The sequence below is a fragment of the Amycolatopsis jiangsuensis genome (genome assembly GCF_014204865.1).
Classification (GTDB): domain Bacteria; phylum Actinomycetota; class Actinomycetes; order Mycobacteriales; family Pseudonocardiaceae; genus Amycolatopsis; species Amycolatopsis jiangsuensis.
In genome coordinates this window covers 2,647,401-2,660,133 of record NZ_JACHMG010000001.1, presented here as the reverse complement: position 1 = coordinate 2,660,133, position 12,733 = coordinate 2,647,401, and the positions used below count along the sequence as shown (strand labels likewise).

Below are 12,733 nucleotides of genomic sequence, written 5' to 3'. Positions count from 1 at the left end.
ATCCTGCTTCTCGCCGTGCAGTGGCCGGACCTGAGACCGGTGGCCGCGGCCGCCACTCCGGCAGTGTTCAGTTCGTGCCGCGCAGTTCGACGCAGCAGCCCCCGGCCGGGGGCGGGACCGCGGCTGTCGCGACCCCGGGTACGGCCAATCCACCGAGTACCCCGGTCAGGAAGTTCCGCGTCAGGCCGCACACGAGGTCCGGGGCCCGGGCGGCCAGCGGATGGAACGGGCAGTTCCGCAGCCGCAGGCACACCGGCGTCTCCCGGCTCGGTTCGAAGCCGTGCCGGGCCAGGACCTCGCCTGCCAGGGTGAGGCCGCGTTCCGCGCCGAGCCTGCCGGGACGGGTACGGGCGCGTTCCGCCGCGCCGGCTTCCTCGCCGTGCTGCGCCGCCGTGCGCAACGCGGCATCCTTGGCCGACTCCGAAGGAGTGGCCGACACCACGGCGTCGATCAGGATGGCGCTCAGCACGTCCGGGCGGCGGGGCGGGATGGTGATGGAAAAGTCGGTCGGCGTGGGTTCGTAGACCTTCGGTGCGCGACCCACCTTGCCCGCTGTCTCGTAGCGGGCCCGCAGCAGGCCGGCGGTCACCAGCTTGTCCAGGTGGAAGGCCGCGAGCTTCCGCGAGATGCCCACCGCCGCGGCCGCCTCCTCGCGCGTCACCGGGTGGTGCGCTCCGCGGATGAACGCGTACATCCCGTGGCGCAGGTCCTCGTCCAGGGCCGCCACCGCGCTGATCGTCGCACGCTCACTCGTCACTCGAGCCACGATAACGCCCAGCGGCGTTGTCGAAGCCCAGCACCCGGGATGTTCACCTGGTCACATTGACTCCGTCACCGGATAAGACCAAAATTTCCAGGCGAAACCCGTCGAGCCCCGAGGATCGCCCATGCAGTCCGCACTTCGCGTCGTCCACGAACCCGATCCCGGTCTCGACCTCGCCGCCGCCGAACGGGCGGCCGGGGACTTCCTCCGCGCGCTGGGCGTCAGCCTCGACTCGGAGAGCCTGCAGGGCACCCCGGGGCGGATGGCCCGGGCCTACGCCGAGCTGTTCACCCCGCGCTCGTTCGACCTCACCACGTTCCCCAACGACGAGGGCTACGACGAACTCGTGCTGGCCCGCAGCATCCCGGTGCGCTCGGTCTGCGAGCACCACCTGCTGCCGTTCACCGGCGTCGCGCACGTGGGCTACCTGCCGGGCGAACGCATCCTCGGACTGTCCAAGCTCGCCCGCATCGTCGAGCACTTCGCCTGCCGCCCGCAGGTGCAGGAGCGGCTGACCAAGCAGGTCGCGGGCTGGCTTTCCGACCAGCTCTCGCCCAAGGGTGTCGGCGTGGTGATCGAGGCCGAGCACACCTGCATGACGCTGCGCGGGGTGCAGGCGACCGGGTCCTCCACGGTCACCTCGGCGCTGCTCGGCACGCTCCGCCGCGACGCCCGCTCCCGTCAGGAGTTCTTCGCGCTCGCCGGCGTCAACTCCTGACCTGAGGCCCACGCGCGGTAGGTGTGCTCGAGGAACCGCTCGACACCCCGCACCACGTGGGCACTGCGGATGGATGGGAAGACGTCGAACGCGTGCTGGGCGCCGGCCAGCTCCGCGTACGCCACCACCTTCGGCGACTTCTCGCGCAGCCGCCGCACGAACTCGCGTGCCTCGGCCACCGGCACGAGTGAATCGTCCCGGCCGTGGATCACGAAGAACGGCGGAGCCTCCTCGGACACCCGGTCCATCGGGGACGCGGCGCGATAATCGTCGAGGTGGGTGCGCGGATCCCGGTCCGGTTCGAACACGCGCTTCGCGAGAAGGCCTTCCAGGCGGTACCGGCTGTCCTCGGTGCCGCTGCTGGCCGCGATGTCGTACACGCCGTAGTGCGGCACGCAGGCCTGCACGCTCGTGTCCGCCTCGGCGAACCCGGGCTGCAGTGCCGGATCGTTCTGGCTCAGCGCCAGCAGCGCGGCGAGGTGCCCGCCCGCCGAACCGCCGGTGACCGCGACGAACCGGGGGTCGCCGCCGTAGTCCGCGATGTGCTCCCGGATCCAGGCGAGCGCCTGCTTGGCCGCCACGATGTGCGCGGGCCAGCGGTGCGCGGGGGCGAGCGGATAGTTGATCGCCACGCACACCCAGCCGCGGCGGGCCAGATGCCGCATCAGCGGCTGGCCCTGCTCCTCCTTGTTGCCGATCGTCCACGCGCCGCCGTGGATCTGCAGCAGCACCGGGGCGTCGCGCACCGGCTCACGCGGGCGGAAGACGTCCAGCAGAAAGCGTTTGCCGCCAGGGGCGTAGGCGATGTTCCGGTCGCGCGCGACCTCCGGGTCGCGGCCGCGGAACGGCATCGCGATCTGCCCCCACGGCGTGGCCAGGTCGCGCGGGCTGGGCGGATGCGCCAGCTGCGCCGTGTAGTCCGGGCCGAGTACCTCGGTGAGCGCCGATTCGACCTCGCCCCGCGCGCGCTGCGCCGTCGCGATCACCGAGCCGAGTCCGGCCGCGGACAGCGCGGCGAGCGCCAGCCCCGCCCGGTCTCCGCGGCCGCGGAGCCCCCGGCGGGCCAGGTGCTGCGCGGTGTCCGCCGCGGTGAGCGCGAGCAGGTGCGGGGCGAGCTCGCCGGCGAGCCATCCGGCGAAGAACACCGGGATCGAGGTCCGGCGTGCTTTCGGCGGCCGCAGTGCCAGCGCGGTGAGGCCGAGCTGCGCTGCGCGCCGGGTGAGGAAGTCCGGTTTCACCTGCTCGATGCTACCTCCGCGGGGCACCGCCGCCGCGGTTCTGGAATACCCTGGCAGCATGCAGAGACTGAGCGGGCTGGACGCGAGTTTCCTGTACCTGGAGACCCCATCGCAGCTGCTGCACGTGTGCGGGCTGCTCACGCTCGACGGTGCCACGATGCCCGGCGGGTACTCCTTCCCGGAGTTCAAGCGCCGGCTCGCGGACCGGGTGGCGATGATCCCGGCGTTCCGCCGCAAACTGCACAATCCGCTCTGGAACCTCAGCCACCCGGTGTGGGTCGAGGACGAGGACTTCGACCTGGACAACCACCTGCACCGGGTCGGGCTGCCCGCACCGGGCGACGACCGCGAGCTGGCCGAGCTGTGCGCGCACATCGCCGGCCAGCGCCTCGACCGCGCGCATCCGCTGTGGCAGTGCTACGTGATCGAGGGCCTTCCCGGCGGCCGGGTCGCGGTGCTGATCAAAATGCACCACGCGAGCGTCGACGGGGTCGGCGGCGCCAGCCTGATCACCTACCTGGCCGGGTTCGAACCGGACGCCCCGCTGCCGGAGATCCCCGACGCCCACGGCAACGCCGGCCTGCCCACCCGGCTGCGGATGCTGCGCGACAGCGCCGACGTGCTGCTGCAGCGTCCGAAGGAGGTCGCCCGGCTGCTGCCCGAACTGCTCGAGCTGGTTCCGCGGTGGGTGGGCCGGACGGTGCGGGGCAAGGGCATGCCGGTGCCGTTCACCGCGCCGCGCACCTCGCTCAACGGCACCATCACCGCGCATCGCACGGTCGCCTTCGCGCAGCTGGACCTGGCCGAGGCCAAACGGGTGAAGAACGCGTTCGGCGTGACGGTGAACGACGTGGTGCTGGCGCTGGTCTCCGGTGCGCTGCGGCAGTTCCTGCTCGGCCGCGGCGAGCTGCCGGAGGATCCGCTGGTGGGCACCGTGCCGGTGTCGGTGCACGGACGGACCGAACGCGACCACGGCAGCAACCAGGTGTCCGCGTTCTTCGCGTCGCTGCCCACGCACCTGCCCGATCCGGCGGCGCGGGTGTTCTTCCTGGCCGAGGCGAACCGGCTGGCGAAGGACCACCACTACGACATCAACGCCGACATGCTCGCCGACTGGGCGCAGTTCTCCCCGGCGTCGGTGTTCGGGCTCGGCGTGCGCGCGTACTCCGCGCTGCGCCTGGCCGAACGGCATCCGGTGGTGCACAACCTGATCATCTCGAACGTGCCCGGCCCGCCGGTGCCGCTGTACCTGCTGGGCGCGCGGGTCACCGGCCTCTTCCCGCTCGGTCCGGTCTTCCACGGTGCCGGCCTGAACGTCACGGTCCTGTCCTACGACGGCACGGTCGGGGTCGGCCTGCTCGGCGCCAAGGAACTGGTGAAAGACCTGTGGCCGCTGGCCGAGGCCCTGCCGGAGGCGCTGACCGAGCTGCGCAAAGCCGCCCCCGCCTGACAGTGCCCGCCGGGCGCGCTACTGGCGTCGCAGGTATGGGTGGGCGACACTGAGCTGGTCACTGGCGGGGCTTGGGGGCTGGATGCTGGATACCCGGTATGCCGAGCGGTACCTGCGGTTGCGCGCGGATCTCGCCGGCCGCGGCGACCCGGACTTCGCCGCGCTGGAAGCACTGGTGACCGCAGACCCGGCGGTGCGCGATGCTATCGCGGCGTTCGACCGGCAGCCGGATTCGGCGGCCGCACGGGAATCCGTGCTCGTGGCCCTGGGGTGGCTCGGCACGGCCGATCCGGACCGTGCGCGCCGGGCGGCAGCCGAGCTGGACCGGCTGTGGAGCCGTTCCGACGCGGACGCACCCGGTGACGTCCTGGGCTCGAGTGCCGACGTCCCCGCGCAACCACCGGGCGGCTGCGGCCAGCAGCCTGGCCCGTCCCAGGCAAGCTACGGCGAACAGCAGGAACTTCCTTGGGGCAGTCCACCGCCGGACCGGGGTGCCGCACCGCCGTCGCAGGGCAGCCAGCCGCCCGGCTCGGGCAGCCCATCGCCGTGGCAGGACAGTCCACAGCCGGAGCCGGACACCCCACCACCGGACTGGGGCAACCACTTCAACGGCTCCCGCGTCCCCGTGCCGGGCAGCGCTCGGGGCAGGCGTCGCAAGGTCCGCCGTCGCCGTGCCCGGCCGCGGGAGCCTGTCGTCGCCGATTCGTTCCGGCCGAGTCCGCCGCAGCCGGAGAGCCGCCGGCCCGCTCCGGGCGGCGACTCCCGTTACCTCGTCGCCGGCCTGCCGCACCGTGCCGGGCTGGGTGGTGAGATCAGCCTGCTCGTCCGCGTCGCGGCCGATCCGTCGCGCTGGTCCGCCGCCGCGTCGCTCGCGCGGCTGTTCGTTCCGGGCGGTGGCACTGAAATCTCCGTGTTCGTGCAGCCTTCGCCGGGCCTCGTTCCGCTCGGCGCACCGGAACAGCGCCTCAAGGTGCCGCAGTCCGGGGAGTCGGAGCCGGTGCGGTTCGCGTTCCGCACCGTGCAGCCCGGCCTGCACGGGGTGCGGGTGACGGCCTTCGCCGGCGGTACCTTCCTCGCCGAGCTCGAGGCTCAGGTCTCGGTGGAGCCGAATGGTCCAGCCGGGCAGCCGCAGTGGTCCGGGTTCGCGCTGCCCGACGACGTCCGGGCACGCCGTGGCGAAGTGACGTTGCAGGTCCGGTCGGTCGGCGGGCAGACGGTGTTCCAGTTGCTGTCCGATGCCTGCCTTTTCGAGCCGGTGCTCGCCCAGGGCACGGCCGGTGACGCGAGCGCGGCCATCGAACGGGCGATCACGACGCTGAAGCAGCTCGCACAGGGCCGCGGCCCGTACCAAGGGAACACGGCGCGGCGCTGGATGGCCGAGACCGGGGTCGGGCTGTGGCAGGCGATGGTGCCGCACGTCCTCAAGGAACAGTTCTGGCAGATCCGCGACGACATCTCCGCGTTCTCCATCGCCACCGACTTCGACGTGGTGCCGTGGGAACTGCTGTATCCGCTGCGTCCCGGCGCGGACGCCGGCTTCCTGGTGGAGCAGTTCCCGGTGACGCGCCGGGTGTTCGGCCAGGCACGCAACGACCGGCTCACCGTGACCCCGTGCACCTACGTGGTCTCGGCGCGGGCGCCCGCCGACGCGCAGCGGGAACTCGACGCGCTCAGCCGGGTCCTCGGCCCCGGCACGCCGGTCAGCGAGCTGGACGCACTGCTCGACCTCCTCTCCGCCGGTCACGGCGGCGGCCTGCATTTCGCCTGCCACACCACGTTCACCCCGGAGGACGGCGTCTCCATCGCGATGACCGGCGGCCCGTTCGTGCCGGGGCTGCTCAACAGCGCCACCGTTCGGCAGAGCCTTGCCGGGTACCGGCCGCTGGTGTTCCTCAACGCCTGCCGCACGGCGGGCAACGCACCGGAGTTCAGCCGGATGACCGGCTGGGCCCAGCAGTTCATGGCGGCCGGTGCGGGAGCGTTCATCGGGACGTTGTGGCCGGTGCGCAGCGAAAGCGCCCGGGTGTTCGCCGAGACGTTCTACGACGTTCTGCGCGGCGGCGAGACACTCGGCAACGCGCTCGGATGGGCGCGCCAGGCGGCCGTCCGCGATGATCCCGACCCCACCTGGCTGGCCTACACCGCCTACGGCGACCCCGAAGCGAGAGCGTTTCGGCCCCCGGGTGGCTGAGCACCGAGAGGACGAGCATGCACGTCACCGCGACCGGGGTACCGGTGAGCAGCCTGGTGGACGCGGTCAAAACGGCAGTGCGTGACGCCGGGATCTCCGCCGCGGACGCCGACCGGCGCGTGCGGGTCACCGCCGTCCAGCTGACGCTTCACGCGGTCGCCACGGCAGGCTCCGGCGCGAAGGTCGAGTTCAAGATCCCGTTCCTCGGCATGAACGTCAAGCTCGGCACCACGATCAGCACGGCGGACGCCCACACGATCGACATCATCCTGGTACCACCCGATCTCGCGCCCGCACACGAAATCCGCGCCGGCGCCGTCGACCAGGTACTGGTGGACGCGATCGACACCGTCGTGCAGGTGGTGGCGGACGCCGGCGGTGGGGAAAATCCGTTCCTGCTGAAGGAAAGCACCGTGGAACTCTCGTTCGCGCTCACCGAGGAAGGGTCGATCTCCCTGGGCCTCGATGCCGCGAGCAAGGACGAGCTGACGCACAAGCTCAAGATCACCGTCGCCCCCACCGGGGGCTAGGCGGTTCCGGCCTCCGGTTCGACCGCTTCCTCGCCGTCGAGGTCGGCGATCGCCGCTTGCACGGACGTGCAGGCCGCCATCAGCGCGGGCACGAACTGGCCCGAGGCGAACACGCACGCGGTGTGCCCGGCCGGAACGTCGTAGGTCGCCGCGCCCGCGACGCGGCGGGCCAGCGTGCGCTGGTGGGCCGGGGCGATGAAGCCGTCGCGGGTGGTCACCACGACCGCGGCGGGCACGTCCAGGGTGTGCAGCCACGGCGTGGAGTCGAACCGGCCGATCTCGTCCAGCGCGACCGCGATCGCCCACGGACTGGTGGACCGGAACTCACGCAGTGCCCAGCGGTGATCCTCCAGGCGGGCGAGCCGTTCCCGGCGCGGTTCGCCGGGGACCAGGCCGATCTTCGCCTGGTCGCGCAGCACCTGGAGGGTGCGGCCGAACACGTCGAGCGCGATCCGCTGGCGGATGCCGCGGCGGAAGTTGCTGGCGGTGGCGCACAGCACCAGCCCGCTCACCCGCTCCGGCGCCCGGTACGCGGTGAGCTGGCCGATCATCCCGCCCATCGAGTAGCCGGCGACCAGGAACCGGTCGATGCCCAGCGCGTCGGCGACCGCCACCACGTCGTCGGCGCAGTCGGTCAGGCTGAACTCGTGCGAGCGGATGCCCTGGCCGTGCCAGCGCTGGTCGAACACCACCACGCGGTAGTTCACCGCCAGCCGCTCCACCGACGGGTACCAGGTGAGCAGCCCGGTGGTGGCCACCGAATGCAGCAGGATGATCGTCGGCGCGTGCCGCGGGCCGATGTCGACCACCACGGTCTGCCCGCGCCCGGGCAGCGACAGCGGCTCGGGGTCGGGCACCCCGGCGGTGGACGGGATCGTGGCGAGCTTGCGGGTGGCCTGCCAGCCGACGTCGCTCAGCGCGCCTTTGAGAACCTGTTCCGCACCCACTTCGGTGTGCCGCTCCTCTCCGCCGGTCGCCCGATCAGCCTTTCGAGTACCCGGTTGCCGAAGCCGCCGGGGGTTGCCGATCCCGCTCGTTCCGGCTAAGACTAGAACGTGTTCCACTTTGTGCGGGAGGGAGATCGGCGTGGACTTCACCCCTGACGATACGCAGGCCGAGATCACCGCGCTCGGTGCGCGGGTGCTGGCCAAGAGCGACGAACCGGCGCAGCAGTGGCGGGCGCTGGCCGACGCGGGCCTGCTCACCCTGGCGCTGCCCGCGGACCTCGGCGGCGACGGGCTCGGGGTCGCCGAGGTCGCACCGGTGCTGACCGAAGTGGGCAGGGCGGCCGCTGCCGTGCCCGCGTACGCGGTGCTCGCGCTCGGCATCCTGCCGGTGGAGGCGCTGGGCACGCCGAGTCAGCGTGCGGAACTCCTGCCGCCGGCAGCGGCCGGGGAAAGCCTGCTGACCGCCGCGCTGCACGAACCGTCCGCGCCGCTGACCACGCTTCCCGCCACCAGGGGGACGGCCTCCGCCGGGGTCTGGGAGCTGACCGGGGTGAAGACCCACGTGCCCTACGCCGCGGAGTCGGCGCGGATCCTGACCCCGGTGGCGTTGCCCGGCGGGATCGGGGTCGCGCTCGTCCGTCCGCGCGCCGAGGGGGTCGAGGTGCTGCCTACGCACAACGCCGGCGGCACTCCGGAGTACACCGTGCGGTTCGACCGGGTACGCATCGACGACAGCGACTTCCTGCGTGACCGCACACCCGGGCACGCCGTGGCGACGCTGCACCGGCTCGCGCTGGCGGGTGCGCTCGCGTGGGGCGACGGACTGCTCGCGGGGGCGCTGGCACTGACGTCCCGCTACGTCGGGGAACGCACGCAGTTCGGGCGTCCCCTGGCCGGATTCCAGGCGGTGGCACAGCAGATCGCCGATGTCTACGTGGCTTCGCGGACCGTGCACCTCGCCACGGTCTCCGCGGTGTGGCGGCTGGCGGCGGGACTGAACGCGGACGCCGAACTCGAGGTGGCGGCGTACTGGCTCGCCCAGGAAACCCCGTCCGCACTGGCGATCTGCCATCACCTGCACGGCGGGGTCGGGGTCGACCGCAGTTATCCGCTGCACCGGTACTCCTCGGCGGTGAAGGACCTCGGCCACGCGGTCGGGGGCGCGGCACACCGGCTCGGCCGGCTGGGCGAACGAGTGGCGGGATGAGCATGCACATCGAACTGACGGCCGCGCAGCAGGAACTTCGGGCGCAGCTGCGGGAGTACTTCGCCGGGCTGCTGACCCCGGAGGAACGCCGGGCGCTGCTGCGGGAACGGCACGGGCCGGTCTACCGCGAGCTGGTGCGCCGGATGGGCCGGGACGGCAAACTCGGCGTCGGCTGGCCGAAGGAGTACGGCGGCGGCGGGTTCGGCGAGATCGAGCAGCACATCTTCGTGGACGAAGCGGCCCGCGCCGACGTCCAGCTGCCTTCGGTGACCCTGCAGACGGTCGGGCCCACGCTGCAGGCGTTCGGCACCGAGGAGCAGAAAGCCCGCTTCCTGCCGAAGATCCTGGCCGGCGAGGTGCATTTCGCGATCGGCTACACCGAACCCGAGGCGGGCACCGACCTCGCCTCACTGCGCACCCGCGCGGTCCGTGAGGGCGACGAGTACGTGGTCAACGGCCAGAAGATCTTCACCACCGGTGCGCACGACGCTGACTACGTGTGGCTCGCCGTGCGCACCGCGCCGGACGCGCCGAAGCACAAGGGGATCTCGATCCTCATCGTCGACACCACGGACCCGGGCTTCTCGTGGACGCCGATCATCACCTGCGACGGCGCGCACCACGTGAACGCCACCTTCTACGAGAACGTGCGGGTCCCGGCCGACCTGCTGGTCGGCGAGGAGAACCAGGGCTGGCGGCTGATCACCACGCAGCTCAACCACGAGCGCGTGATGCTCGGCCCGGCCGGCCGGATCGGCGGCCTGCACGACCGGGTGTGGGCATGGGCGGCGGCCCGGCGCACCCCGGACGGCGCGGGGTTGCTCGATCTGCCGGACGTGCGCGCCGTGCTGGCCGAGACGTTCGCCGTGGCCCGGGTGAACGAGCTGCTCAACTGGCAGGTCGCGGCGTCCGCGTCGGCCGGTCCGGTCGCGGTCGCGGACGCGTCGGCCACCAAGGTGTTCGCCTCGGAGCGCATCCAGCGGATCGGGCGGCTGCTGGAGGAGCTCGTGGCGCGCCACGGTGACCCGGCCGATCCGGACACCGCGGAGCTGGCCGAATGGCTCGACGTGCTGGCGAAGCGGAACCTGGTGCTGACCTTCGGCGGGGGCGTCAGCGAGATCCAGCGGGAACTCATCGCCTCCGCCGGGCTGGGATTGCCGAGGGTGCCGCGATGACGATCGAGGAGGCCGCCGCGAAGATCGCCGCGGCGGGGGAGTGCTCGCCGCGGCCGGGCCGCGATCCGGTCAACCAGGCCATGGTCAACAGCTGGGTGGAGGCGATCGGCGACGCCAACCCGGTCTACACCGATCCGGAGTACGCCGCGCGCAGTGTCCACAAAGGACTTGTCGCGCCGCCCGCGATGGCACAGGTGTGGACCATGGCCGGGCTGCACGGCACCCGGGCGGACGACGATCCGATGAGCGCGATCATGGCCGTGCTCGACGAGGCCGGCTACACCTCGGTGGTCGCGACGAACTCCGAGCAGACCTACCACCGCTATCTGCGTGCGGGTGAAGAAGTTTCGATCACCACCGAGCTCGAGGACGTGACCGGCCCGAAACGCACCGGGCTCGGCGAGGGGTGGTTCGTCACCACCCGGCTGAACTGGTACGCCGGATCCGAACTGGTGGCGGACATGCTGTTCCGCATCCTGAAGTTCCGGCCCCGCGAAGCGGAACCACCGCCGGCGCCGGTCCTGCGTCCGGTGATCAGCCCGGAGACCGCGTTCTTCTGGGAAGGCCTGCGCGAGGGCGAGCTGCGCATCCAGCGCTGGGGTGAGGTCCTTCGGCATCCGCCTGGGCCGATGCCGCCGGACGGTGCGCTGGACGCGGTGGCCGACCACGTCGTGGCGAGTGGCCGCGGCACGGTCTACAGCTACGTCGCGCACCACCATCCGCCGGTCCCGGGCAAGCGGCTGCCGTTCGTGGTCGCGCTGGTCGAGCTGGAGGAAGGGGTGCGGATGATGGCCGAGCTGCTGGACGTGGAACCGGACGAGGTGCATGTGGGACTCGCGGTGCGGGCGGCGTTCGTGCGGATCGACGACGAGCTGACCCTGCCGGCCTGGGAGGTGGCGCGATGACGGTCACGGTCGGGACGGAACTGCCGCCGATGGTGATCGAGGCGACTCCGACGATGATCATCAGCACCGCGCTGGCGACCCGGGACTTCCAGGACGTGCACCACGACCGGGACGCCGCGGTGGCGCGCGGGTCGAAGGACATCTTCCTCAACATCCTCACCGACACCGGGCTCGTGCAGCGGTTCGTGAGCGAGTGGGCCGGGCCGGAGGCGCTGGTGCGTTCGATCAAGATCCGCCTCGGCGTCCCTTGCTACGCCTACGACACGCTCACCTTCACCGGCCGGGTCACCGCTCGGGACGGCGCCGACCTGGAGCTGGCGGTGTCCGCCGTGGACAGTCTGGGAGAGCACATCGGCGGCACTGTTTCGGTGACCCTGCCGGAGGGGGACTCGTGACGTTCAGCGGAACCACGGCGATCGCCGGGATCGGGGCCACCGAGTTCTCCAAGGACTCCGGACGGAGCGAGCTGCGGCTGGCCGCGGAATGCGTGAGCCACGCGCTCGCCGACGCCGGACTGAGCCCGTCCGATGTGGACGGACTGGTCTCGTTCACCATGGACGGCAACGCGGAGATCGCGCTCGCCCGCGAGCTGGGCATACCGGAGCTGACCTTCTTCAGCCGGGTGCACTACGGCGGCGGAGCGGCGGCGGCGACCGTGCAGCAGGCCGCGCTCGCGGTGGCGGCCGGAGTCGCCGACGTGGTGGTTGCCTACCGGGCGTTCAACGAACGCTCCGGCCAGCGCTTCGGCCGCGTGCAGGCGGCCGCGGCGCAGCAGGTGAACTCCTCAGGCGTGGACAACGCCTTCCACTATCCGATGGGGATCGCGACCCCGGCCGCGACCGTGGCCATGGTCGCCCGCCGCTACCTGTACGAGTACGGCGCGACTAGCGAGGACTTCGGCCGGATCGCGGTGGTCGACCGGGCGCACGCGGCCACCAACCCGAAGGCGTGGTTCCACGGCCGCCCGATCACGCTCGAGGAGCACCAGGCCTCGCGTTGGGTCGCCGAACCCCTGCATCTGCTCGACTGCTGCCAGGAAAGCGACGGCGGGGTCGCGCTCGTCATCACGAGCCTGGAGCGGGCCCGGGACCTGCGGCAGCCGCCGGTGACCGTCGCCGCGGCGGCGCAGGGCAGTGGTCCGGACCAGTACGTGATGACCAGCTACTACCGGGACGACCTCGCCGCGCTGCCGGAGATGGGGGTGGTGGGACGCCAGCTGTGGGCGCAGTCCGGGCTGGCTCCCTCCGATGTGGACGTGGCGGTGCTGTACGACCACTTCACCCCGTATGTGCTGATGCAGCTGGAGGAACTCGGGTTCTGCGGGCGTGGCGAGGCGAAGGACTTCATCGCCGGCGACACGCTGACGCTGACGGGGAAGCTGCCGCTGAACCCGCACGGCGGGCAGCTCGGAGAGGCCTACATCCACGGTGTGAACGGGATCGCGGAAGCAGTGCGGCAGCTGCGCGGAACCGCGGCGAACCAGGTCGCGGACGCGGCGACCGCACTGGTCACCGCGGGCACCGGTGTCCCGACCAGCGGTCTCGTGCTGACCAGGCACTGAGCCAGTCGTACGCGCTGTGGTAACCCCTGTGGCGCAACGAGTTTCACC

At 71.9% G+C, this 12,733-nt stretch carries 12 protein-coding genes; 9 read left to right on the top strand and 3 right to left on the bottom strand.

The window, feature by feature from the left end; translation table 11 throughout:
* Positions 1-67: 67 nt before the first annotated feature.
* Positions 68-757 (bottom strand): helix-turn-helix transcriptional regulator, encoded by a 690-nt coding sequence (locus tag BJY18_RS11630; protein WP_184779985.1) that lies wholly within the window; start codon positions 755-757, stop codon positions 68-70.
* A gap of 130 nt (positions 758-887) precedes the next feature.
* Here BJY18_RS11630 and folE point away from each other — a divergent pair, with 130 nt between their 5' ends.
* Positions 888-1,481, top strand: coding sequence for a GTP cyclohydrolase I FolE (gene folE, locus BJY18_RS11625; protein ID WP_184779984.1), 594 nt, complete (start codon positions 888-890; stop codon positions 1,479-1,481).
* Here the strand turns inward: folE and BJY18_RS11620 are convergent.
* Positions 1,445-2,719, bottom strand: a complete 1,275-nt coding sequence (locus BJY18_RS11620; protein WP_184779983.1) for an alpha/beta hydrolase — start codon at positions 2,717-2,719, stop codon at positions 1,445-1,447. The two genes, folE and BJY18_RS11620, sit on opposite strands and share 37 nt — an antisense overlap.
* A gap of 58 nt (positions 2,720-2,777) precedes the next feature.
* Here BJY18_RS11620 and BJY18_RS11615 point away from each other — a divergent pair, with 58 nt between their 5' ends.
* From BJY18_RS11615 to BJY18_RS11605, 3 genes are all read left to right on the top strand, one after another.
* Entirely contained in the window at positions 2,778-4,169 is a 1,392-nt protein-coding gene (locus tag BJY18_RS11615; protein ID WP_184779982.1) for a WS/DGAT/MGAT family O-acyltransferase, read from the top strand.
* 82 nt (positions 4,170-4,251) lie between these two features.
* Positions 4,252-6,360 carry a CHAT domain-containing protein gene (locus BJY18_RS11610; protein ID WP_184779981.1) on the top strand — a complete coding sequence of 703 codons (2,109 nt, stop codon included), beginning with the start codon at positions 4,252-4,254 and terminating at the stop codon, positions 6,358-6,360.
* Positions 6,361-6,377: 17 nt separating this feature from the next.
* Positions 6,378-6,890, top strand: coding sequence for a trypco2 family protein (locus tag BJY18_RS11605; RefSeq protein ID WP_184779980.1), 513 nt, complete (start codon positions 6,378-6,380; stop codon positions 6,888-6,890).
* On the opposite strand, the gene BJY18_RS11600 is transcribed toward BJY18_RS11605, so the two are convergent.
* The gene (locus BJY18_RS11600) at positions 6,887-7,837 is read right to left on the bottom strand and encodes an alpha/beta fold hydrolase (RefSeq protein WP_184779979.1); all 951 of its coding nucleotides are present in this window, start codon (positions 7,835-7,837) and stop codon (positions 6,887-6,889) included. The two genes, BJY18_RS11605 and BJY18_RS11600, sit on opposite strands and share 4 nt — an antisense overlap.
* Before the next feature lie 139 nt (positions 7,838-7,976).
* On the opposite strand from BJY18_RS11600, the gene BJY18_RS11595 reads away from it, so the two are divergent.
* From BJY18_RS11595 to BJY18_RS11575, 5 genes are read left to right on the top strand one after another with little or no spacing between them, the layout of a single operon-like run.
* A complete protein-coding gene (locus BJY18_RS11595) occupies positions 7,977-9,044 on the top strand; it encodes an acyl-CoA dehydrogenase family protein (RefSeq protein ID WP_184779978.1) in 1,068 nt (355 codons plus the stop codon).
* Positions 9,045-9,046: 2 nt separating this feature from the next.
* Positions 9,047-10,219, top strand: a complete 1,173-nt coding sequence (locus BJY18_RS11590; RefSeq protein ID WP_184784566.1) for an acyl-CoA dehydrogenase family protein — start codon at positions 9,047-9,049, stop codon at positions 10,217-10,219.
* A complete protein-coding gene (locus BJY18_RS11585) occupies positions 10,216-11,124 on the top strand; it encodes a bifunctional MaoC family dehydratase N-terminal/OB-fold nucleic acid binding domain-containing protein (RefSeq protein WP_184779977.1) in 909 nt (302 codons plus the stop codon). The genes BJY18_RS11590 and BJY18_RS11585 overlap by 4 nt, the downstream gene beginning before the upstream one ends.
* Positions 11,121-11,519 carry a MaoC family dehydratase gene (locus BJY18_RS11580; RefSeq protein ID WP_184779976.1) on the top strand — a complete coding sequence of 133 codons (399 nt, stop codon included), beginning with the start codon at positions 11,121-11,123 and terminating at the stop codon, positions 11,517-11,519. The genes BJY18_RS11585 and BJY18_RS11580 overlap by 4 nt, the downstream gene beginning before the upstream one ends.
* Positions 11,516-12,685, top strand: a complete 1,170-nt coding sequence (locus BJY18_RS11575) for a lipid-transfer protein (protein ID WP_184779975.1) — start codon at positions 11,516-11,518, stop codon at positions 12,683-12,685. The genes BJY18_RS11580 and BJY18_RS11575 overlap by 4 nt, the downstream gene beginning before the upstream one ends.
* Positions 12,686-12,733: the final 48 nt, after the last annotated feature.